This window comes from Arsukibacterium sp. MJ3 (assembly GCF_000987765.1).
Taxonomy (GTDB): domain Bacteria; phylum Pseudomonadota; class Gammaproteobacteria; order Enterobacterales; family Alteromonadaceae; genus Alishewanella.
Window position 1 is genome coordinate 1 of sequence record NZ_LAHP01000024.1, and the last position, 24,232, is coordinate 24,232.

At 39.4% G+C, this 24,232-nt stretch carries 24 protein-coding genes; all 24 read right to left on the minus strand.

Annotated elements, in window-relative coordinates; all coding sequences use genetic code 11:
- Positions 1 to 162 precede the first annotated feature (162 nt).
- Positions 163 to 1,053, minus strand: coding sequence for a UTP--glucose-1-phosphate uridylyltransferase GalU (gene galU, locus VT06_RS14665; protein ID WP_046555079.1), 891 nt, complete (start codon positions 1,051 to 1,053; stop codon positions 163 to 165).
- A gap of 93 nt (positions 1,054 to 1,146) precedes the next feature.
- A complete protein-coding gene (locus VT06_RS14670) occupies positions 1,147 to 2,493 on the minus strand; it encodes a UDP-glucose/GDP-mannose dehydrogenase family protein (RefSeq protein ID WP_046555080.1) in 1,347 nt (448 codons plus the stop codon).
- 41 nt (positions 2,494 to 2,534) lie between these two features.
- Positions 2,535 to 3,086 (minus strand): sugar transferase, encoded by a 552-nt coding sequence (locus tag VT06_RS14675; RefSeq protein WP_046555081.1) that lies wholly within the window; start codon positions 3,084 to 3,086, stop codon positions 2,535 to 2,537.
- Positions 3,087 to 3,187: 101 nt separating this feature from the next.
- Entirely contained in the window at positions 3,188 to 3,649 is a 462-nt protein-coding gene (locus VT06_RS14680) for a hypothetical protein (RefSeq protein ID WP_052750294.1), read from the minus strand.
- Entirely contained in the window at positions 3,646 to 3,948 is a 303-nt protein-coding gene (locus VT06_RS14685; protein ID WP_046555082.1) for a nucleotidyltransferase domain-containing protein, read from the minus strand. Before VT06_RS14685 ends, VT06_RS14680 begins: the two co-directional genes overlap by 4 nt.
- A 120-nt stretch (positions 3,949 to 4,068) precedes the next feature.
- On the minus strand, positions 4,069 to 5,010 hold the full coding sequence (locus VT06_RS14690) for an SDR family oxidoreductase (protein ID WP_046555083.1): 942 nt from the start codon (positions 5,008 to 5,010) through the stop codon (positions 4,069 to 4,071).
- Positions 5,000 to 6,172 (minus strand): glycosyltransferase family 4 protein, encoded by a 1,173-nt coding sequence (locus VT06_RS14695; RefSeq protein WP_046555084.1) that lies wholly within the window; start codon positions 6,170 to 6,172, stop codon positions 5,000 to 5,002. Before VT06_RS14695 ends, VT06_RS14690 begins: the two co-directional genes overlap by 11 nt.
- 10 nt (positions 6,173 to 6,182) lie before the next feature.
- Complete coding sequence (locus VT06_RS14700; RefSeq protein ID WP_046555085.1) at positions 6,183 to 7,823, minus strand: heparinase II/III family protein; 1,641 nt, start codon at positions 7,821 to 7,823, stop codon at positions 6,183 to 6,185.
- A 2-nt stretch (positions 7,824 to 7,825) separates the two neighbouring features.
- Positions 7,826 to 9,958 (minus strand): bi-domain-containing oxidoreductase, encoded by a 2,133-nt coding sequence (locus VT06_RS14705; protein WP_046555086.1) that lies wholly within the window; start codon positions 9,956 to 9,958, stop codon positions 7,826 to 7,828.
- A gap of 31 nt (positions 9,959 to 9,989) precedes the next feature.
- On the minus strand, positions 9,990 to 10,760 hold the full coding sequence (locus tag VT06_RS14710; RefSeq protein ID WP_046555087.1) for an AglZ/HisF2 family acetamidino modification protein: 771 nt from the start codon (positions 10,758 to 10,760) through the stop codon (positions 9,990 to 9,992).
- 2 nt (positions 10,761 to 10,762) lie between these two features.
- Complete coding sequence (gene hisH / locus VT06_RS14715) at positions 10,763 to 11,377, minus strand: imidazole glycerol phosphate synthase subunit HisH (protein WP_046555088.1); 615 nt, start codon at positions 11,375 to 11,377, stop codon at positions 10,763 to 10,765.
- A complete protein-coding gene (locus VT06_RS14720) occupies positions 11,374 to 12,507 on the minus strand; it encodes an N-acetyl sugar amidotransferase (RefSeq protein WP_082122550.1) in 1,134 nt (377 codons plus the stop codon). The genes hisH and VT06_RS14720 overlap by 4 nt, the downstream gene beginning before the upstream one ends.
- 13 nt (positions 12,508 to 12,520) lie before the next feature.
- Positions 12,521 to 13,351: a glycosyltransferase gene (locus VT06_RS14725; RefSeq protein ID WP_046555089.1), complete on the minus strand. Its 831-nt coding sequence runs from the start codon at positions 13,349 to 13,351 to the stop codon at positions 12,521 to 12,523.
- Entirely contained in the window at positions 13,344 to 14,207 is an 864-nt protein-coding gene (locus VT06_RS14730) for a glycosyltransferase (RefSeq protein WP_082122551.1), read from the minus strand. The genes VT06_RS14725 and VT06_RS14730 overlap by 8 nt, the downstream gene beginning before the upstream one ends.
- Before the next feature lies 1 nt (position 14,208).
- Complete coding sequence (locus tag VT06_RS14735; protein WP_082122552.1) at positions 14,209 to 15,309, minus strand: EpsG family protein; 1,101 nt, start codon at positions 15,307 to 15,309, stop codon at positions 14,209 to 14,211.
- Between the two features lie 33 nt (positions 15,310 to 15,342).
- Positions 15,343 to 16,281 carry a hypothetical protein gene (locus VT06_RS14740; RefSeq protein WP_046555092.1) on the minus strand — a complete coding sequence of 313 codons (939 nt, stop codon included), beginning with the start codon at positions 16,279 to 16,281 and terminating at the stop codon, positions 15,343 to 15,345.
- A gap of 24 nt (positions 16,282 to 16,305) precedes the next feature.
- Positions 16,306 to 17,823: a lipopolysaccharide biosynthesis protein gene (locus tag VT06_RS14745; RefSeq protein WP_046555093.1), complete on the minus strand. Its 1,518-nt coding sequence runs from the start codon at positions 17,821 to 17,823 to the stop codon at positions 16,306 to 16,308.
- A 23-nt stretch (positions 17,824 to 17,846) separates the two neighbouring features.
- Complete coding sequence (gene rffA, locus VT06_RS14750) at positions 17,847 to 18,980, minus strand: dTDP-4-amino-4,6-dideoxygalactose transaminase (protein WP_046555094.1); 1,134 nt, start codon at positions 18,978 to 18,980, stop codon at positions 17,847 to 17,849.
- Positions 18,977 to 19,543, minus strand: a complete 567-nt coding sequence (locus VT06_RS14755) for an acyltransferase (protein ID WP_046555095.1) — start codon at positions 19,541 to 19,543, stop codon at positions 18,977 to 18,979. Before VT06_RS14755 ends, rffA begins: the two co-directional genes overlap by 4 nt.
- A gap of 35 nt (positions 19,544 to 19,578) precedes the next feature.
- Entirely contained in the window at positions 19,579 to 20,124 is a 546-nt protein-coding gene (gene rfbC / locus VT06_RS14760; protein WP_046555121.1) for a dTDP-4-dehydrorhamnose 3,5-epimerase, read from the minus strand.
- A 5-nt stretch (positions 20,125 to 20,129) separates the two neighbouring features.
- Complete coding sequence (rfbD, locus tag VT06_RS14765; RefSeq protein ID WP_046555096.1) at positions 20,130 to 21,020, minus strand: dTDP-4-dehydrorhamnose reductase; 891 nt, start codon at positions 21,018 to 21,020, stop codon at positions 20,130 to 20,132.
- Positions 21,011 to 21,889, minus strand: coding sequence for a glucose-1-phosphate thymidylyltransferase RfbA (gene rfbA, locus VT06_RS14770; protein WP_046555097.1), 879 nt, complete (start codon positions 21,887 to 21,889; stop codon positions 21,011 to 21,013). Before rfbA ends, rfbD begins: the two co-directional genes overlap by 10 nt.
- A gap of 2 nt (positions 21,890 to 21,891) precedes the next feature.
- Positions 21,892 to 22,962 carry a dTDP-glucose 4,6-dehydratase gene (gene rfbB / locus VT06_RS14775; protein ID WP_046555098.1) on the minus strand — a complete coding sequence of 357 codons (1,071 nt, stop codon included), beginning with the start codon at positions 22,960 to 22,962 and terminating at the stop codon, positions 21,892 to 21,894.
- Positions 22,962 to 24,215 carry a UDP-N-acetyl-D-mannosamine dehydrogenase gene (gene wecC, locus VT06_RS14780; RefSeq protein WP_046555099.1) on the minus strand — a complete coding sequence of 418 codons (1,254 nt, stop codon included), beginning with the start codon at positions 24,213 to 24,215 and terminating at the stop codon, positions 22,962 to 22,964. The genes rfbB and wecC overlap by 1 nt, the downstream gene beginning before the upstream one ends.
- Between the last annotated feature and the right edge of the window lie 17 nt (positions 24,216 to 24,232).

Below are 24,232 nucleotides of genomic sequence, written 5' to 3' on the forward strand. Positions count from 1 at the left end.
AAAGCACTGGCAAGCAGCGATTGATAAATTACGAACATTGATTGATGATCCGCAAGCGAGTTTTTAAAATGCCTAAATTCGTGGGGATCTCTCAGGGTCAGAGTGAATAAATTATTCACTCTGACCCTTTTTATTCTTTTTATTTCTTTTTATTGAATATAGCTAGCGGATTAAGTTACTTAACCACGCCTTAAAATCTGGCCCCAGGTGCTTGTCGCGTAGGCCATATTCAACAAAGGCCTGCATATACCCTAGTTTATTACCGCAGTCATGACTGCGCCCAATAATGTGGTAAGCATTTACGGCTTCTGTTTCCATTAACAAAGCAATGGCATCGGTTAGCTGTACTTCATCGCCCGCCCCTACCGGGGTGCGCTTTAAATGCCGCCAAATTTGCGGGCTAAATACATAACGGCCAACTACGGCCAGGTCCGATGGCGCCTCTGCAACTGAGGGTTTCTCTACTATGGCAGTCATTTTAACCGACTCGCCAGCGATCATTTGCTTACCGCCAACATCGGCCACACCATAGTTACTAACTAGGGCGTGCGGTACCGGCTCTACCATTACTTGGCTAATGCCAGTCTGCTCGAACAACTGCGCCATTTTTGCCAGGTTATCCAAGCATAAATCGCTGTCGTAGCCATCAATTAATACATCTGGCAGCACTACGGCGAAGGGGGCATCGCCTACTAATGGTAAAGCACATAGCACCGCATGCCCTAGCCCTTTTGCTTCGCCCTGGCGCACATGCATAATGGTGACATCTTTCGGGCATATCGCCTGCACTTCTTCAAGTAACTGGCGTTTTACTCGTTTTTCTAACATTGATTCTAATTCAAAGCTTTTATCGAAATGGTTTTCTATGGAGTTTTTAGAGGAATGGGTAACCAGTATAATTTCTTTAATGCCGGCGGCAATGCACTCTTGCACCACATATTGAATAAGCGGTTTGTCGACTACCGGTAGCATTTCTTTGGGAATAGCCTTGGTAGCGGGCAACATACGCGTTCCCAAGCCGGCAACCGGAATTACTGCTTTTAATACTGCCATACCATATCCTTACGTTTTGTTATTTATCATCCATAAACAATGTCGCCATTAACTTCTATTTTCAGCCAATAGCCTTCAATTAGTAGCCAGCAATTAGGCATGCGTTAATTTAACACTTTCACCACGGCCAATACCATAATAGGTTATACCACGGCGCTGCATCCGCTCTGGTTCAAATAAATTTCTGCCATCAAAAATTACAGGCTGCTTTAATTGGGCTTTTATTAAATCAAAATCGGGGGCTTTAAAGGGCTGCCATTCCGTACAAATAATTAACGCATCAGCCGCTTTTAAAGCAGCTTCTTTGGTGCCCACTAAGCTTAAATCATTACGCACGCCATAAGCGCGCTGCATCTCTTCCATTGCTTCCGGATCATACGCTTGCACGGTCGCACCAGCGGCCCATAATTGTTCAATTAATACCCGGCTGCTGGCTTCACGAATATCATCGGTTTTCGGTTTAAAGCTTAGGCCCCATATCGCAAACACTTTACCACTTAAATCTTCACCAAAATGCTGTTTCACTAATTGTGGTAACTTTTGCTTCTGCCGTTGGTTAACGTTTTCTACGGCATATAGCATTTCAGGCTTGTAGCCTTCATTTTCAGCAGTGCGAATAAGTGCCCGCACATCTTTAGGGAAACACGACCCACCATAACCACAACCCGGATAAATAAAATGATATCCAATTCGTGGATCTGACCCTATACCACGGCGAACCGCTTCAATATCGGCGCCCAACAGCTCGGCTAAATTAGCCATTTCATTCATAAACGATATTTTAGTGGCCAGCATGCAATTAGCCGCATACTTGGTTAACTCAGCGGAGCGCACATCCATAAAAATAATTTTTTCGTGAATACGGTTAAATGGCTCGTACAATTCACGAATAATGTCATGCGGGCGGCTGTCATAACTGCCAATAATAATACGATCTGGCCGCATACAGTCGGCAACGGCAGCACCTTCTTTTAAAAACTCAGGATTAGACACCACGTCAAACTTATGGCCCACCTGCCGCTCGGCCAACGTATCGGCAATAATAGCCCGCACTTTATCAGCGGTGCCTACTGGCACAGTAGACTTATCAATAATAACAGTGTCGCTAGTCATATATTGGGCAATAGTTTTGGCTACGGCTAATACATATTGTAAATCTGCCGCACCATCGTTATCAGACGGCGTACCAACCGCAATAAATTGCACTTCGCCGTGTTCAACACCCAACTTAGCATCAGTAGTAAATTGTAAACGTCCGGCCTGGCTATTATTTTGTACTATCGGCGTTAAACCAGGCTCATAAATAGGTATATTGCCAAGGTTTAGCTCTTCTACCCGCTGGGCATTTACATCAACACAAATAACATGGTGCCCTACTTCTGCCAGCACCGCCGCCTGCACTAACCCAACATAGCCACTACCAAACACAGTTACTTTCATGAAAATCCTTAAAGAAGTAGACTAAATACTCAAAACTAAACTCACTTAACCCTATCGCCCCGTCCCTTGCCGGTAACTGTCATTAAAATGTACTTAAAATAATCAATAAGGGTTAGGTTACTTAGCATTTTGGCATCGGTTTCGGCTAGTAATTCTGGAGTAGACATATCTATTTCATTAACCTGCGCTAAGCCTGTTATGCCAGGGCGGGCATTGAAAATACCAAGCTTGTCTCTGGCTTCTGTTAATTCTTGCTGGTTAAATAAGCCAGGCCTTGGGCCAACTAAACTCATTTCACCTTTTAACACGTTCCATAACTGTGGTAATTCATCTAACTTGGTTTTACGTAAAAACCCACCAAAAGGCGTTATCGCGCTGGCACTAGCAAGGTGACTGGCAACCGAAGCGGTATCGGTTTTCATGGTACGAAACTTTACCAGCGTAAAAGGCTTTTTATTGCGCCCTACCCGCACTTGCCGAAATAGGGGTGAGCCAGTATCGAATAAGCCTATAAGTGTTAAAACTACCAGCACCGGAAAACCAAATACCAAACCACTTAATGCAAAAACAAAATCTAATAACCGAATTAACATAGAGCCTCAAGTAAAAAATGACAAGCTCGTTTTACGAGCAGTAACGAGCTGCTTAAAGCAGCAGTAACAAGCAACCGCCAGCAAAGCGCACTAGTTGATACTTATTGATATTTAGCAGCAAAGCGAATGGCATGTTCCATACATTGCAATAACTGTTCCGCCATACCAAAAGCTTTATTAAGTAATGCAGACTGAATTTCAGGATCATCAGGGTAATCATGGGAAAATTGGTTACGCATTTCCCGCAGCTTAAGCCACAGTTCAACAGAGTCCAAGGCACCTATCTTTTCAAGCCGGTTCAGTTTATCAATAAAGGTATTAAGTTCACCTTCTTCATGCGTTAGCTCTATTATTGCAGGTAATAATTTTGCGCCCATTACATCCTGCAATTTTGAAAACCTGACAATGAACTGATCAAACACTGCAAGTTCAATATCCGTAAGTTGAGACAAACTAGCCTTAGTAAACGGTTTTTTATCAGTCAAATGCTGCATAGACCATCGCAAACGCTCTGCATGCGTCTGGCAAATATCAACTATCCCCTGAAATACCAACTTATTCATAAACGAATACCGGTATCTTTAGCAATTTTATAAATTGGCAACACGGTGCCAGCCTTACGGTTAATCACCAAATCAATTTTTTGCTCACCAAGCGCCATATGAAGCTCAACCAGGGCATTTAGCCTGGCGTCAACAATATCGTCAGCAGTTTGTAATTCAGGCTCAATGTAAAGATCAATATCACCGCCACGGGTACTATCATCAGCTCTTGAACCAAAAAGCCGCAGCTCTGAATGTCTGCCAAAATGTTTTAACAACACCTGCTTAATAATTTTTAGTTGCTGTTCAGTCAAACGCATAACATAGCTCCTTAGCTTACTGCGACAAGTTTAACCAGCTATTAAGATTATAGCCACCAGCACTGACAACTCAACGCTCACAACTTAAAACCCACCACTATTCAATAAATAAATCATCACTTATCTCTTCAGTGCGAAGCACCGAGCAATCCCCTCTTCCACTGTAATAGGTGGCGACCACCCCAGCGTAGTTTTGGTATGGCTAATATCTACCTGCAAATTACCACAAAGCCTGTCAACAACGGCTTGTTTACCCGTAAGTTTACCTGCAAACTTTAACCAGCTCATTGGCACCGGAAGAAGCCAAGGCTTTTTACCAGCAGCGCGGGTCATCATTTGTAGTAATTGTGTAGTAGACACATCCCTGTCATCACTGACCAAAAACGTTTGATTTGCCGCTTTAGGGTGATCGATACAGGTAACAATTAAATCGACAAGATTATCAAGTGCGACCATGCTGCGTTTATTATGAATAGCGCCTAGTGGCAGTGGCAGGTTTTTACTAGCAAACTTTAGCATCGAAGCAAAATTAGCTTTCACACCCGGTCCATAAACTAAAGGAGGGCGAATAATTACCACTTCCATGCCGGTTTCTATTGATATTTCTCTTAATCCGCACTCAGCTTCTGCTTTAGAGATACCATATGGGTCTTCTGGTTTTGGCTCGTCATCACATCGAAACGTTTCACCGTCAGTTGTTGCCTCGCCGTTCACTTTGACTGAGCTAACAAAGATAAAACGCTTAACTCCGGCAACTGCTGCCTGTCTGGCCAAATTTAAAGTGCCGGCAACATTTACGGCGCGGTATTCTTCCAAAGGATCAACAGCAGTATCTGCCATAACATGAACTCGGGCAGCGGAATGAACAACAACATCAACCTTATCCAGATAAATTAAATGCACTGATGACGAACTGATCTCAGCTTTGCAAAATATACCTTCAGCAATATGAGGGTCTTTTCTACTTAACAAACGAAGTTCACTAGTTTTTAATTCAGACGCTACCGCCCGGCCTACAAAACCAGTCGCACCTGTCAAAAGAATAGTTTTTTCAAGTTTCATTTCTGACCACGCTAATTATGTCGTTAGCCATTTCAGCCATAATTTTCACACGCGAAAATTTATTAATAAATTCTGTCCTTGGTATCACTCCCAATTCCAGTTTTTCAAAAGAGCGGCAAGCTTCTGCATCATCACCAGGATAAAATACCGAGGAGTTAGTTACTTCTTCTTTGAGAAACTGAGCCGCATAACCGGAAACACCTGCCCACACTGGCTTACCTAATGCAGCGTACTCAAATATTTTTGAAGGAAGTACTTTTTGAAATGCAGGATAATCATTTAAGTGTAAAAATAATACATCAGCATTTTGATATTCACGAATTAATTCATTTCGGCTTACTGGCGGCAAAAGTTCTACATTGGTTAAACCATCCACCTTTTGCAGCAGCACCTGCTTACGTCCTCCATCGCCAATAATACGAAATTTAGCCTTACCTTCCAATTTTTTTGCTAAAGCAGGCACTATTGTGTGCAACCCCTGTCCTTCACCAATATTACCGGCATAAAGCACCGTTACTTGACCAAAAACATTAGACACTTTAGAAGTTTCTGGAGCAACAGCCAGAAATTCATTATCAATACCATTGGTAAACCAACGGTATTCAGCGTTTGGATAACGACTGGAAAAATAATCTTTAAAGCCTTTCGACACTAAATTAATCCGTTTCGCCCTACCAAAAGCATAAGCCTCAACCCAAGAAAATACTGGTTTTGCCAGCCAGGTAATTTTAGCTGGCAATACGTCTTTTATGGTATCAACAAATATATCTCTAATATCCAGATACAAAGGGAGCTTTTTAGCAGATGCTATCCTAGCACCAAGAAATGCCGTAAATAAACGTGACGAGGTAGCAAATATAAGATCATAATCTTTATTTTTTGAAATTTTTAATGCTTGCCGGTAAAAGGTAGCAAAAGCCTTAATTTGATCCAACATACCACTTTTATGAGATGGTAAAGCAATGCGATGAATTTCGACGCCGTCTTTAACTTCATGCATAGGTGCTTCAGCGGAAAATGAAGCATAACGATTTGGCAAAGTTGTTATGACCTCGAGTTCAACATCATGCTGTTTTTTCAGCTGCTCAATTAACGCAGTACAACGAAAAGAACCAGCACACAAATCTGGTTCATAGTAAAAAGACAGAACTAAAACTTTCAATATCAATATCCTAAGTAATACAAAAGGTAGTGATTACTTCATCTGCAAGAAAATTAGCAACAATTTTATTCGAACTGATTGTTTCGCCAAACCCAGGGTGCCAACTTGACGGTATTACTTGTAAAGGAATATTACATCGCACGATTAAAAGCGTACCGCTATCAAGGGTAAGGCTTAGCTCATAATCCGAGAGTTTCTTAACCTTAACTTTCGGGTGAAGATGCCAATGAACAATAGCGTTATTATATTCCCCCTGTAACTTATCAGTGATACTTATGCTTTTATTATTTGCATCAACTTCACGTAAATGAGTCACTTTACCTTTAAGTCTTTTATAACCATCATGAGATGCTGTGAGCGCAACTTTTCCATTCTTTGCATCGGCATCTAAAAGTTTTGCATATGCCCTACGCGCTACCCTAAAACCACTCCATACTTCTGACGAGTCAGTGTTATCAACCTCGACGGTATTATGGGCAGCAGTTTGACGTTGTCGCAATCTTTCCTTGCTCAAACCGTATATGGAAGTACCTGAGTTAACGAGTACACGCTCCAAGCCAACCGACCACTCTATACTAAGAGTATCCGCATGAGCATGCCCAGGCAAATAATCTGGACCAACCGCTGCGTGATCGAACAGGAGAGTATGTTCAGGCATCGAAATGCGGCTATAGCCAGATACTGGAAGCATAACCAACTCAGGTAAAGGAAGGTTAACTAAGTGAAGGCTTAAGCTGGTAGCATAGCTAAATAGTTGTGCAGGTGTTGCAGCGATTCCCATTGTACTATCATTAAAAAAACTGACTTCACCATCTGGATGCTGCATTACTTTCAACCAATGCAACGCTTTTTCGGCTACAACCCGCCATTTAGGAAGGACATTAGCCAACTTTCTATGTTTCGAAATGCTGGCGAGATTAATTAAATCAAGTAAATCCCAAAGTAAAATACAATGGTACATCGGTGTAAGTTCGAAATGGCCACCATCCGGCAAAAACTGCTCCGGAATTTCCCGTTCAAGAATTCTTAATCCTAAATTAAGATATTTATCAGCTGAATCCCCTTGCAAGAAGCAACCAACAAATACCAATGCTTTCGCATTAGCAAACAAATGGTTTCCCAGAATATGGTACTCAAGCTGCTTACTCAGCGCACTTGCCTGTAGTTCAATACTACTTAAAATGTCAGGGTTATTCAGTTGCGCTCTGTTATACCACTTAACCCAGTTTACCAGTCGTAATGACAGAGGATAAGGTTCCCAGCCATTACCTGATACTGCAGGATTCTCTGAGACCCAGCGCTGTACCAGACGCAGCTGAGTAGTTACTCGCTTTTTGCTATTTTGAGCATTTAAATCATCAAAATAGTGAAGATTGTAAAGCCAAAGCTTTTCAAATTTTGTGTTATTCCAATCCTGGGCTGAATTGATTTTTCCTGGAAGATTTAGAAAACAAACGTCGTTGCCACCAAGAAATGAAGGCTGTAAAACCTCAGGTCCATTCCATACCCAAGAAGCAGGAGAAGGAGCGTTAATAATCAAAGAAATGTTCCGAAGCGGTTTAAGCTTATAGAGCATTCTGTAAAAGATCTGCTCAAAGCGCAGCGGCTTTACCGTGTGGTAAAGCCGCTGAAATCTCGTTAACAGTAACATTGCTAATCCTGCTGAATTCTTAGTTGTTCTGCAATTTCAATCGACACCCTTGCAACCTCAAACACCTCGTCAGCAGTAATAGGGCAAGGCTTTCCTTCACTAATAGCTGTTAAAAAAGCCTGACAGCATGCTAACTGCCCTTTGTCTTGGCGCCACAAATTCATTTTTGAGAACCCTGGCCAACCGAAACCTTTTAATTTAATAAAATTATCAAGCTGCAGTACCCGGCCAGCCGTAAACACTTCTACCCGTTCCTTCGGAAAGCTTGCTGCACCATTGGCAAAGTAATGAATAGTGCCGAATGACCCATCGGCAAAACCTAAAATAATAGCCACTTTATCTTCCGTAATGGCTTGATACGTGTTTTTACCCATCCTCCGAGCTTGAACTGAAACAATTTCAGAGCCAGCTAAATAACGCATTAAATCTATGAAATGGCACGCCTCACCAATAATCCTGCCACCACCAACAGTATTTTCCTGCGTCCAGTGATCTGCAGGAATGGCACCGGCATTCATGGTCATAACAAAAGACTTTGGCTCCTTTACGGCGCTTAGCAATGCTTTCATCTTCTGTATCTGCGGTGCAAAACGCCTGTTAAAGCCCAGCATAAGTAATTGCTTGCCCTCAGTCTGGCGATAAGCAGCTTCTACTTTATCAAGTTCTTCAAGAGTAATGGCCAGAGGCTTCTCAACAAAAACATGTTTACCATTTTGTAACGCTTGCTCAGTAAAGTAAGCATGAGTATTGTGTTGTGTAACGATTACAGCAGTATTGATTTCACTGTTCTCTAGTAAAGCTTTAGTGTCTGTCGATGCATTAGCAAAACCAGCTTTTTCGCCATTGATAACACTATTAATACCACCTGAGGTGCTGATAGTATGCAACTGAGCACCGGCAGCTTTAAATGCAGGGATCAGCACCCGGGCGGCATAGTTTCCTGCCCCTATAAAGCCTAACGTTGGCTTATCCCCATCAAATGAGGTCTTTAACAAGCTAACAGAACGGATGTGTCGTTGTTTAAATTCGCTTGAGTACTTTAATAAAATACCTAATGCTGTTTTATCGTCGGTTAAAACCGAATAAGCATCTGCCGCATTTTCGAATATGAACCTATGGGTAATTAAAGCTTCAACATTAAGTGCCCCAGCAGACAACATATCTAGCACAGCTTCAAAGTTACGTTGTTCAGTCCAGCGGACAAAAGGCAATGGATAATCCATACCCTTTTGTTCGTAATCAGGTTCGTACCTGCCCGGCCCATAAGAACAAGAAACCTGAAAACTCAGTTCTTTTTCGTAAAAATCAGCACGATTTAATTCAAGACCGGTCACACCAACCAGAATAATTCGGCCGCGTTTCCGGCTCATTCTGGCGGCCTGCGTTACCGGATCATTAGACTTGGTTGACGCAGTAATAATAACCGCATCGACACCGTTGCCACGACTAAATGCCATACCCGCTGCAACAGGGTCTTCCCCAAGTCCCGGGTTACAAATTTCAGCACCAAATTGCTTAGCCAATTCAAGTTTGCGTTGATCGAAATCAATAGCCAGCACCCTACAGCCTTGAGCTCGCAGCAACTGGACTGTTAGCAAACCAATTAAGCCTACCCCGGTAACGACAACGGTTTCACCTAAAGTTGGCTCAGCTAAGCGAATACCTTGTAAACCAATACTTGCCACAACCGTGAAAGCCGCAGCTTCATCACTAACATTGTCAGGTATCTTTGCGCACAAGTTTTTAGGGACCCGTGCAACATCCGCATGAGGACCATTAGACAGGACTCTATCACCTGGCTTAAACTGCTCGGCGCCTTTACCAACCGCTTCTACAACACCTACATTACAGTAACCCAAAGGAAGTGGCTGGCCTAATTTAGACCGAACTGCATCAACGGTTGTTAACAGCCCATCAGTCTGAATTTTTTCCAGCACCATTTTAACTTTTTCGGGCTGCTGCCTTGCTTTTTCAATCAATGACGCTTTGCCAAAACCAACCAGCATACGTTCTGTACCTGCAGAAATAAGGCTGCAAGTAGTATTGATCAGCAGATGCCCGCCTGATACTAAGGGAGAAGGCGCTTGTACTACTGTCGTTGCACCTTTTGCGAGATCTTGTAGGATTTGCTTCATTATTAAGCCTATGGAGAATTCTAAAATAAAGTTAGTCTGAGCGCTCGTTAAGCAATTTTTTGTCTGCAACAGAGGGGTAATTAATTAACACTGCTCTGTACGTGCCTTTAAAAACAAACAAGCTACCTGCGGCAACACCAATAATTTTGTGCTCGTCAATTACAGCTTTTATATCGTTTAGCGAGCCAGCACCACCTAGCACAGTAAGAGGGATATCGACTGCATCTCTAACCAGCCTAATTAACTTTTGATCATAACCTGCCATCTTGCCGTCGTTATCAATTGAATTAATAACAATTTCACCCGCACCAAGCGCCTGAAATTTTTTAGCAAGTTCAACGACATCGCCTTTGACCTTTTTACTGCCATTGAGAACATAACAGTCATAGCTACCAAAAAGCGATTTCTTAACATCTAAAACCACTACAACACTTTGCTTGCCGATAGCATTAGACATTTGCGTAATTAATTCGGGATTCTCAAAAGCGGCTGAACTCAATGCCACTTTTTCTACACCTAAATTACTGATCTTAACTGCCTGCTCAAGGGTTTTGATACCACCACCATAGCAAAAAGGCATCCTGCACTCTGTAGCGAGATTTTCTATCATTTTATAATCGGGCTCGCGATTATCCCGAGAAGCATCAATATCTAAAACAACCAGTTCATCAACCAGTTTTTCATTAAAAATCTTTACTGCGTTGATGGGATCACCTACATACTTAGGATCTTTAAAGTTTACTGTTTTAACCAAACCTTTATTCTTAACTAGCAAGCATGGAATAATTCTAGATCGTAACATAGTTATATATTCGCAAAATTTTTAAGAAGAGTGACGCCATTTAAAAGACTTTTCTCGGGGTGAAACTGAAATCCATAAATATTATCTTTGTGCACAGCACAACAGAACACTCCTGCATAATCAGCAACAGCCAGAATGTCGTCTTTGTTATTAGCACTAAAATAATACGAATGAAGAAAATAAAAACCTTGCTCGTAATCGATACCACTAAAAACATCTAAATCTTTTTTTGGATAAACTTGGTTCCAACCCATGTGCGGTATTGTGGGCTTAAGATTTAACTTAGCAATATCAATTTTACGAACTGAACCCGAGACCCAACCCAATCCTGGCATTACACCTTCTTCGCTTGAATCAGCCATTATTTGCATACCAACACACACGCCTAACACCGGAATTTTTTGGTTTAAAACCATGTCGTCGAGTTTGTCGCGCATCCCAGAATCATTCAACAATTGCATCGCGTAATCGAATGCGCCGACACCAGGCAAAATTAACTTATCAACTGCTGTAAAATCCTCGGCGGTTTTAATTGGCTTAAAAGGAATATTCAGTTGCTTAAATATATTTGCAAAAGCACTAATATTCCCTAGACCATAATCAACAATACCAATCAACGTTTGCCACCTTTTTCAAGTCCAAATGCACGCATTACTTTAGCGCCAATGTCATAAATACTTTGTTGGTTTTTATAGTCTTTGTAAGTCTTGTTCGGCGCATCCATGTAATCTTGCAATTCCCTTACAGTAATGCCTAGCTTAGTCGCTATATACTCAAACTCATTTGCTATGCTTTGATCGTCATGAGCAGGTTGCTTAAGTTTCTCTAAGGCCTCTTCGCGGGTCATTTGGCCAGTCAATATCAGACTAGAATACTGCACCTTACGTGTATCATAGCCAAACTTTTTAGGTAACCAGTAGCCCTCATAAAACTTAGTAAAACGTGATTCAAAATGCTTTTGCGCATAACGCTGGTAACCAAAGTTATCTACCAGAAATTGTGTGGCATCCTCTTTATGGTAAGGCATAAAATCCAGAGGACGGATTAGCTTGATTCCACGGATATAAGGCAGAAAAACTTTGTGCCATAAAATATTGGTAACCGGATAATTTTTTAATGGAATAGTGCCAAACTTTTTGTGTATATCAACCAATTGAGTAGCATCAGACTGATAGTACATCCACTCCAATGGGTTACGCACACATTCTGTAGAATAATTGCCACCGGTTAATATGTAATTAACCTTATATTTCGCTGCAAACTTGTACATGGTAGCAAAGAAGGAATGATCTTGCGGGCTGTCAATATGCGACACGCCTGATTTTATAAAAGCAAGCTGCAAGTCTTTCATTTCTTCCCAATCGATAACTTCGGTATAGAGATCTAAACCTAGTTTATCGACGATCTTTTCAATGTTATTAACTGCAGTTTGCGAATTCCAGCCTGCGTCAACATGGAAAACAAGCGGTCGAAGGCCAAGTTTTTCCTTTGCTAAATAGGTTAGGTAAGAGCTATCAATACCGCCACTCATACCAATAATACAGTCGAAATCCTTACCTTTACCGTCAGCTTTAATTTTGTCTGCTATAGCAGAGATCTCGGCAAAACCATTTTCATCGGTATGCCAATTTGGCTTAATATCTTTGTCGAATGTTAAACAATGATCACATACACCCTGTTTATCAAACACAATTTTGGTATCAGTTGTGTCCATAACACATCGGGTACAAACTTGAAAATCACGCATTTATTTAAATCCTTTATGGCCAAATTTTAACATACTTTCGATATTCTTTATGTGCCATGCACGAATATTGCCACTTAAGCTTACCTGGTATCAGACCAGTAGACGCATGACAATGGTGGGTAACTGAAATCCGGGGCTCATAGTACGTTTTAAACCCTTTGCCCTCGAGCTGCTTTGCCAGAAAAAACTCTTCGTACATCAAAAACGTCGGAGCCCACAGCTCGTCAAAATGCTCGAAAAATTTCGGAGTAAGAATGTAACAGGCGCCGTACCCCTGGTATATTTCTTGAGCGACAGCATGCTGATGTTCGTCTTTACGATCAGTAAAGCGGTGAGTAATTTTAGCTAACTGCACTATCAGGCCGGCAACCCAATAACTGGAGTGATACAAATCGTAAATAAACTCGCGTTTTTTACTTATGGCTGAAATCACATGCGGGTTCTGTGGGGTGCCGTCAAGCATCCGAATATTTGGCGATACCACAGGATACTTATCAAACACTGGCTTGCATTGCGCCAGTTGCACAGCAAAGTCAGCGGGGAAAACCAAGTCATTATTACCAACCACAAGATATTCAGCATTTGGGTGATGTTTGCGAACATAACGAATACCAATGTTTAACCCTTCAAAATAGCCAACATTCTCAGAGTTTTTAATCAAGGCAACATTTGGCATATCAGCTAACAATTTTAGCTTATTAACATCATCTTCTGAAGATGCGTTATCTACTATAATAAACAAGAAGTCCAAACCATGTACTTTATGAAGCGAGTCGTACATGCCTCTGGAATAATCTGCATTATTGTAATTAGTTGCCACAAAAAATATTTCAACATTAATCATTTAATCTTCCCATCCGTCCTTTAATACCATGCCATAGCCCTTTAAAGCAGTACTTAATTCTGCTAATTTTTCTATCTTCAAATAAAATAGCTTTTAAAGGAATTCTTAATATATCGAGTAAGATGTAAGCACACAAAACAAAATCAATACGCCAAAATCTGATAAAAAAAGGAATTGAGTTTCTAACTTGGTAATAGAGCCTGAATGGAGAATGGTTGAATACATTTACCGTAAATGGAAGGTGTAAGATCTTCATGTTACCTACCATATGAATCATCCCCACATCTGAAAGCTCAACCAATTTGTAGCCGTTGCTTCGAATTTCAAGAGAAAGATAGAAATCAACGAGGTCAATGAAATATTCATCAGGAAATAAACTCAATCTCTCATACACCAAGGCCCGGCAAAAAAAACCTGACGTAATCAAAGTTCGCTTAACTCTAAAACCAGAATCTAAAAAACAAAACTCTTCTCCACGAGATAGGCAAATTCCTCCGACTGGCTCACTTCTATTATTAGAAAAAAAAGAAAGACATCTGTAAACATAGTCATTGCAGAAATGAGTGTCGTCATCAAAAGTTACAATGAAGTCAGCTTTTAAATCAAAGGCCAGCTTCACACCTCTATTTAAAGAGAAGGCTATGCCTTTATTACATTCATTTTCTAAGTAATGAATATCTGAATATTCAGTGAAAAAAAATTCATGCGCGTTATAAAAACTGGAGTTTTTCATTCCAGTATCATCTACGACTATAACATGTGAACACTGCTTTGAGAGTAAAGTAATTTTGTCCAAGAGATCCTGTGATGGATTAAATGTAGTCAGGATGCCTACAACTGATGGTATTAGTTCCATATTAGATTATTAACTCAATAGATGAAGAGTAGTTAAATATACGTTCAGAATCGAAACTATTTGAAATATCAATTAAAAACCAAAGCAAAAAGGGTATAGAAAACACAAACAGAAGGAGTATCCTTTTAGACACGTTTTTTATTCGCCCGCTCGCTATGAAAATCATTACCAACCCAAACAGATCACCAACAGCAGAAGCCCTGAAGTAAAATACAGGTACAAAGGAAAAACAAAGAGCAACAGAATAGATCAAAAGGAAAGCAAATAAAGCTATTCGCTCTGTTGCAGAGAATAAGATAGATTTTCCAAGCCAGCTCATAAAATGGTAAAACGATAAAAAATATAAAACTTTTAAAATAGAAAAAAGTCCTACTTTCGAATCTGGGTCGTTTAAATATCTAAAAAAACGTTCTATCAAATACAAATCTGAATCTACATTGGCATTAAAATTAAATCCATTAATATAAATGTAAAAAGCAGCCAGTAAAGAAATGTAAAAGGCAACAAAGTAAAAATAGGAGGATCTCACGACAAGCAACAAAAAAAACAGAGCTATAAAGAGAACTGAGTAATAATGAAACATTAACGAAAAAATGAAAAAAATTAGTACTAATAAAATTCTTTTGTGGAAAAGACCGTAATAATAAGCGAGTAAAATAAACGATATAGAAACTGACCAACGTAACTCGATAAACTCAACGCTTACAAATGATATAAGCAAGTATATACTAAAAGCAAAGTACCCTAAATTAAATCTAGATAAAAAATAGTATTTTAATAAAATAGATGTTACTGAAGCAGAAAAAACAAATACTGTAAAATGTAAGCCTAAAGTCTTAAATAAACTTACAAAAAAGAGATAACCTATTTCGCCATAAATATGTCTCGTGCTTTCAATGTTAAAACTTTCTAAAAGAGGGACCTCCTGATAAATATAAAAATAACCTTCAAAATCCGCATCGGAAAACCAGCGGGTTCCTGTGATAAAAATTAAAATCATCAACGCTAAGCCGAAATTATAATTTGTAGCAAAAGAACGGAAGGTCAATCTGAATAAAGACAAAAAGTAAAAAACCAAAGGGAAGAAATAAAAATAATTCATTTAAGTTAAAATTCAAATCTAATAATTAAAATTCTATAAATCGAAAAAATCATAGGCTTCTATTGCAAAATTTCTTGCGTTGTTAAGTGACTTTTTGTGTTCTTTAATCACATGTTCATATACTTTATTCTTACTTTCACGCGCTATATTAAGCTCTTCATTTGAAAAGCCATAAGCAATACCATAACGATCAGTTGGATTATTATACCACTCATACTTAGATATACCAGGGGATGGCACAACGATAGATTCACACCCACACAAAACGGCAAAAATTGAATAAGCAGTATAGTCATCATAGGAAATGAAACGCTTTGAACTTTTAAATATGGCTGAAACAGTTTTGTGGTCTATTTCATCTATCAAAACAGAGTCAATTGGATGAACAGTAACTTTCCCTTTTCCTTTTCTAATTGCATGACAGGAACCTTTATTATTAGTTGCCCCCTCGAGGTTGTAGTACTCAAGTGGATAGTAAATAATTTTCAACTCGTTGATAGATGTATGTGAAAGACTAAAGTTAAAATCTTCTATTGCACTGTTGAACTTAAAATATAGTTCATTAACACCATAATTAATGCACTTAGTAAAATATCCTGGTTGATGGAGAAGCCATCTAACAACATTTTTCGCACACAATGGATTTCCGTTGGTAATTTCAGGATAAACAATGACAGAAGTTTCTAAATCTTTAATTTTTATTTTAATTTTTTTTACAACTGGAGTATTCCAATTTGGGTTAGTTTTAAATAAAGTTTCTGAGAAAATATTTATAACTAATAGCTTAATGAGTAATAAAACGTCATCGAAAAATGACCTTAGGCTATTGACTGATAATTTCTCAGGAACATTAGGAACTAAAAAAGCTTGACAGTCCTCAAATGAATTCAGCAGATGACATAGCCTATGAAGAACAACACAACCACCGCTTTTTTCGTTGTAACTTGGTGCGTAAATATAAAACTTTTTCAATTACCCCTCTCCACGTAATTTTAATCAAACATTTTTAAGACGAATAGAATTAATAATGCAGATGATTTTAAATCTAAATACATATGAAATAAAAGATAAAAAAGTAAAATTAATGATTGGATAAAATAAAACAATGTAATTATTATCGGAATGAATACCGTACTTAAACATAAAATAAAAAATTAGGATTGATACCAGTGTGATAAGTAAAATAATTTTTAGTAAAATAAATAAAAGATTATTGAAATTTGTTTTAATCTGAATACCACCCCAGATAAGAAAGAAAATTACCGTATGGATAAATATAAACTTTGCACTTGCAGTAGCACCGTATGTACTGGCGACATAAATTGAAATTGGAATTGTTAACATAGAATATAATGAGTAAGCATAAAAATGAATTTTCAGCCTTCCGGTGCAATAAAGAAAAATAAAAATAAAATTCATTGTCGCTGAAATAAACGCAGCACTTACAAGCCATTTAGCAAATCCATTTACCTGACCAGCCAATTCGAAGTCGCCTAGCCATAAGTAAATAATCTCGTTACCAAAAAAGAATAAAAATGGAATTATTGGTGTTAATGCAAGTATGAAAATAAGAAATGAAGAACAGTATAATTTTGAAAAAGACTCGAATTTTTTTTCTGAGTAATACGTACTCAATCTTGGCATCAACATTTGAGATACTGGTGCGCTTATAAGTGTTATAGCAGCCGTCAGTTCAACAGCAAGTTGATACTTAGCATATTCTTGAAGCGGTATGTATGCAGTGAGTACGAATTTATCAATTTGTGTTGCTATAATCCATATCAAAGAAAGTCCAGACAGATTCATCGCAAATTTAAAAACATTTCTAAATGTCAAATCATCGTTTGTGTCTAATTCATCGGCTCTTTTATAGTTACTAATAATTTTTCTCTTGTGGCGAAGACTAAGAAAAATGACCATTGAAAAAATAATCGCAGCATCAATCAGAGCTGTAATTTTTAGCACATAGAAAAAAATAAAAAGTGTACTTTCAATACTGTCTAACGCAAAATAAGTTCCAAAATAAAATAGCGTACTATAAACAACACTCCAAATCATTAACCATTCTTGTTTTTCCATTCCTGTTAAAAAACTTGCTAGATATGATTTTATATATAGCAAGGCGAGTATTACACCTATTGATTTTATAGCATAAGAACTTTCAAGTGATTCTAAGGATGTTTCTAACCACTGATTAGCAATGTAGTCATATGTCATGCTAAAAAAAAATATAATAGCTACTGATATGGCAGTAAAAAAAATAAATATTTTCCAGAACAACGAAAGAACTTTGCAATAGTTATTATAGCTTGCACTGTTTGTTGAAACCAATTTTATAAAAGTACCGCTTATACCTGCATCTAATAAACCAATAACACCAACTAATAGAAAAAAAAATGCTACCATTCCATATCGCTCAGTTCCGAGTATAGACAATATCAGAGGAATGAAAACTAACGGAAGTAGCGCTTTATAAAACTGGCAGCCATATAGAACAAATGCTTTCTTAATCATGAATCAGTATACTGATTTTTTGTTTAATTGCTTTCATTTGTGTACTTTATTATTTTTTCACAAATAAAGTCAATCTCAGTGTTATCCAGATCGTAATACAATGGTAACCTTAATAAAGTATCGGTAAAAAAATCTGAATTCTTAAGGCATTCCCCTGTGTGCTTTCCTTTAAAATACTCACTTGTATGAAGAGATAAATAATGAAAAACAGCGTGAACACCTGAATCTTTTAAATGCTTAATTAGATTATTTCGGTGATTAAGGCTTTCACAAACAATATAAAACATGTGTGCATTATTAGTAGAATAGCTAGGCAAAACTGGCAATCTAAATGAAGGACTTATTATCCCTATTTTAAGGTTATCATAATAGAGCTGCCATATCTCTTTTCTCTTTTCTTGAATTTTATTTTTGTTTTCAAGTTGAGCATATAAATATGCTGCAATTATATCTGATGGCAAAAAAGAAGATCCAATATCTACCCAGCTGTATTTAGCAACCTCACCTCTGAAAAATGACGAACGGTTTGTCCCTTTTTCCCTGATAATCTCAGCGCGATGTATATATTTCTCATCATTAATAACTAGCATACCCCCTTCACCAGCTATTATGTTTTTAGTCTCATGAAACGAAAAGGTGCCAAAAGCGCCAATACTACCAAGTGGCCTATCTTTATAATAACTATCAATCGCTTGTGCAGCATCTTCTACTACGGGAATATTGAATTTTTTTGACAAATCCATTATTGCATCCATATCGCATGCAACACCCGCATAATGTACTACAACGATTGCTTTAGTTCTTGGTGTAATGAGTTTTGAAACATGATCTGGGTCTATATTTGGATGATCAGAGGTACTGTCAGCAAAAACAATTTTTGCACCGCGCAATACGAATGCATTGACTGTTGATACAAATGTATAAGAGGGAGCAATAACCTCATCACCTGATTTAATATCTAATAATATTGCGGCCATTTCCAACGCATCAGTACACGATGTGGTTAGAAGGACCTTTTTAAACCCATATTCTTTTTCGAAAAAATCATGGCATTTTTTTGTATATTTTCCATCTCCAGAAATCTTCCCACAGGCCACAGTATCAGCTATGTAAGCTAATTCATTACCAGACAATAACGGTTTGTTAAATGGAATCATAGCTTTTTATTATCCAATAGAAATTCAACTTCCAATGCCAAAAGATCTTTAATTCTTTCTGACTTTCTCTTTGCCGGAGATCCAAAGTATACTCCCCAACTACATGTTGATTTAACTACTAAAGACATTGCGCCAATTGAACACCCCTCCTCAACTGTCACCCCTGGAAACACTACAGAGTTAGTTCCAATAATTACATGTTTTTTAATAACTACTTGCGAGAAGGTTTCTTTTTTAAATTTTTTAGGTACTAATGAGCTGACCATTGAAGCACCAGAATAATCATCACTTTGCGAAAAAATTTTTACCCCATAGGCTAAGGTAACAAAGTCTGCCATTATCACGCCTGGTTCTCCACCTGCTATCAAACACATCGGTGTTACGTGGCAGTAATCTCCAATTTCAATAAGCCCAGAAATAATGCAAAAATCATCTATTCTTGAGTAATTTCCGATACATATTTTTTCTGGGTTGTATATTGCAGCTTTATCGCTTATTTTTACTTTCTTACCCAGTGAGCGAAACCCCATTTTTTCCATTTCTTTTTGACTAAGATAAGCCATAATTACCTTTTACTTAATGGTTTATTTATCTTACTTTACGTGTGTAATTTATTAAATTTAAATAATGTAGCAGACGAATCTTTTTCATTTACAATTACTTCTTCTAAATTTGGCCATGCAATATTTAAAGATGATGACATCCAATTGATTGAACGCTCAGAATCTTTACTGTAATAACCGGTTGTTTTATACAGAAATGTTGTGTTGTCTTCAAGTGACAGAAATCCATGCGCAAACCCCTCAGGTATCCAAAGCATTTTTCTATTTTTTGCTGATAATTCTACTGCAACGTACTTGCCATACGTGTCAGAGTTCTCCCTGATATCAACAGCGACATCAAATACACTGCCCGTAACCACCCGAACTAATTTCCCTTGTTGAAAAGGGGATACTTGGTAATGCAAGCCTCTAAGGACACCTTTATGAGAAATAGACTGGTTATCCTGCACAAACTCTCTGTCAGCGATTAGTTCACAAAAGACTTTATGATTCCAGGACTCCATAAACCAGCCGCGTTCATCACTAAAAACAGCAGGCTCAATAATTTTTACATCTGGAATTGCTGTATCAATAACTTTCATAGCGTTCACTTGTATAATGTTAAGTTGTTTAAGGCCACTTGCCAGCTCGATGGCTTAATAGCAAATGCTTGCTGTATTTTGCTGCAATTTAACATAGAAAAAGCCGGCCGTTTTGCAGGTGTTGGATATTGTTCGGTAGTAATAGCATTAACCACCGGCGCCTTGACAATAAGCTGCTGCTGTACAGCGTGTGCAAATATTTGTTGCGCAAACTGCTTCCAGCTTACAAAAGGCATACCGCTGTAATGGTATATACCCCAGCGCTGTTCATTCTGTGTGTCTAGCTGCCCTACTATAGCAATAATGGTGTTGGCAATATCACCGGCATAAGTAGGCCCACCCATTTGGTCGGCTACTACACCAAGTTCAGGGCGGCTTTGCGCCATCCGTAACATAGTTTTGACAAAATTATTGCCATGCTCGGCAAATACCCAGGCAGTACGAAGAATAATATGTTTACTGCAATGTTTTACTACTGCTAACTCGCCAGCAAGTTTAGTTACACCATAGACACTTTGCGGATTAGTGATATCGGTTTCGACATAGGGTTGTTGGCTGGTGCCATCAAATACATAATCGGTTGATACATGTATTAACACTGCACCAAGCCTACTAGCTATTTTGGCAAGGTTTTCTGGACCAAACTCGTTAATAGAAGCGGCTAATTCTTGCTCTTGCTCGGCTTTATCAACGGCAGTATAAGCTGCAGCATTAATAATAACGTCTGGTGCAAAAGCCATTAGCGAGCTGTCTACCTCAGCAGCATTAGCTATATCTAACCCTGCTCTGTCGAATGCCTTAAGGGTTACTTTTCCTGTTAGTTTTTTTACTAACTGATATCCCAGTTGGCCATTGGCACCGGTTATAGCAACTTTTAATTGTGCTGTTAATTGCATGACACTAACCGGGTTAAATACTGGCCATATTCATTTTTTAGCATCGGTTTAGCCACACTAATTACTTGCTCAGCGGTTAGCCAGCCATTACGCCAGGCAATTTCTTCCAGACAGGCTATTTTCAACCCCTGCACATGCTCTATGGTTTGTACAAACGATGATGCTTCATGCAAGCTTTCATGGGTACCGGTGTCAAGCCAGGCAAAACCACGACCCAGTATTTCTACATTCAGCTTGCCCGCTTCTAAGTACATCTGATTTAAGGTAGTTATTTCCAGCTCGCCACGCTCAGAAGGTTTAACCTGCTTAGCAAGCTCTACCACAGTATTGTCGTAGAAATACAGGCCAGTTACTGCATAGTTTGATTTCGGCCTAGCCGGTTTTTCTTCAATCGATACAGCTTTCATATCTTTATCAAATTCGACCACACCGAAACGTTCCGGGTCTTTTACCATATAACCGAAGACCGTAGCACCAGTGTCGCGAGCAGCGGCATTTTTTAATGTTTTAGAGAATGATTGGCCGTAATAGATATTGTCGCCTAGCACCAGACACACTTTGTCGTTACCAATAAACTCTTCACCAATAATAAAAGCCTGTGCCAAGCCGTCTGGGCTTGGTTGCACTGCATAGCTAAAGTTAACACCAAAGGCGCTGCCGTCGCCTAGCAGCCGTTTAAAACCATCAATATCTTCAGGTGTTGAAATGATTAAAATGTCTTTAATACCTGCCAGCATCAAGGTTGATATCGGATAATACACCATCGGCTTATCATAAATAGGCAGTAATTGCTTTGAGACGCCACGAGTAATTGGGTACAAACGGGTGCCTGAGCCACCCGCTAATACGATTCCTTTGTATGCTGCCATAGTTATGCTTCCTGCCCTAAACGTTCTAATTTGTAGCTGCCATCTAACACAGCTTGCCACCAGTCTTTATTATCTAAATACCACTGCACGGTTTTACGCAAACCAGTTTCAAAGGTTTCTTCTGGCTTCCAGCCTAGCTCTCGCTCAATTTTACTGGCGTCTATCGCGTAACGCAGGTCATGGCCTGGCCGATCTTTGACAAAAGTGATTAAACTTTCGTAGTTTTCAATGTTAAGTGATGAATGCTTAATTGGCGCGAGTTCTTCCAAAATAGCGCAGATAGTTTTAACCACTTCGATATTTTGCTTTTCGTTGTGGCCGCCGATATTATAGGTTTCACCTACTTCACCTTCAGTTACCACTTTGTACAGCGCACGAGCATGGTCTTCTACATACAACCAGTCACGGATTTGGTTACCTTTACCGTATACCGGTAGCGGCTTACCGGCTAGCGCGTTTAAAATGATTAGCGGTATAAGTTTTTCCGGGAAGTGATACGGCCCATAATTATTTGAGCAGTTAGTTACAATAACTGGCAGGCCATAAGTACGCTGCCATGCCCGCACTAAATGATCAGAGCTGGCCTTGCTGGCTGAATAAGGGCTGCTTGGTGCGTACGGTGTCGTTTCAGTAAACAAATCATCAGTGCCATGCAAATCACCATACACTTCATCGGTAGAGATATGATGAAAGCGAAATGCGGCTTTACGTGCTTCAGGTAAGTCTTTCCAATACTGACGCGCAGCTTCTAATAGGGCATAAGTACCAATAATGTTAGTTTCAATAAACGCTGCAGGGCCATCAATAGAACGGTCAACATGGCTTTCGGCCGCTAAATGCATTACCGCATCGGGCTGGTGTTTAGCAAACAGGGCTGCCATTGTCTCTGCATTACAGATATCAGCTTGCTCAAACACATACCGACTATTTTGCGCTGCGTCAGCTACCGAATTAAGATTACCGGCATAAGTTAACTTATCAACGTTAACTACCGAATTAGCGGTGTTTTTAATAATATGGCGCACAACTGCCGAACCAATAAAACCCGCGCCACCTGTTACTAACAATTTCATTACCAAATCCCTTTACTATCAACAATAACGCCAGTTACTGGCTTAGTTGTTTTAAACAATTTATGGTCAACCAACAATATGTGAATATCTGCTTCAATGAAGGCTTGCTCAACGCTTGATAAAGACTGGCTTGCTAATTTAGCTGGCAGTTGCGCTATGTTTGGCTCAACTAACAGCACCCGGCCACTATGTATCTTTACAATTTGTTGGGCTATAGCCATTGCCGGGCTTTCTCGCAAATCGTCAATATCAGGCTTAAATGCCAGGCCATAGCATGCCACTGTGACGTCTTTTACTGTCTTGGTCGGGTTTGCCTGCAGAAAATCCGCAATAGCCAGTTTCACCTTATCAATCACCCACCCTGGTTTGCTGTCATTCACTTCACGTGCGGTTCGGATCAACTTTGCCAACTCAGGCGTTTTACTAACAATAAACCAGGGGTCTACTGCAATGCAGTGGCCACCAACACCCGGGCCGGGTTGTAAAATATTCACCCTGGGGTGACGATTTGCTAGTTTAATTAATTCCCAGACGTTGATGTCAAGCTTGTCGCATATCATTGACAGCTCATTGGCAAAGGCAATGTTGACATCACGAAAGCTATTTTCGGTTAGCTTAGCCATCTCTGCCGTGCGAGCATTAGTTACTACGCATTCACCTTGTACAAAAGTTTTATATAGAGCTACCGAGTAAGCCGAGCATTTAGGTGTCATACCGCCAATTACCCGGTCATTCTCGATAAGCTCACGCATGACATGGCCCGGTAATACACGTTCCGGACAATGGGCAATACGAATATCGGAATCTTCACCATGAGTTTGCGGGAAAGTTAAATCGGGTCTTGCCGTAGCTAACCATTCAGCCATCTGCTCAGTGGCGCCCACCGGCGAGGTGGACTCCAGAATAACCAGATTACCTTTGGCTAATACCGGCGCTATGGCTTTACTAGCGGCCTCAATGTAACTTAAATCTGGATCATGATTATCGCCTTTAAAGGGCGTCGGTACGGCAACAATAAATGCATCTGCAGGTTCGGGCGTGGTTGTGGCTTTTAAATACCCTTCAGTTACTGCAGCATGTACAGCGATATCTAAGTCAGGTTCGACGATATGAATTTTACCCTGATTAATGGTATCAACCGCTCTTTGGTTTACATCAACGCCAATCACTTTTATTTTACGAGAAGCAAACACAGCTGCAGTTGGCAGACCAATATAGCCAAGTCCAATAACGGATAAAGATGAAAATTTCATTAATTAAATACCTTGAA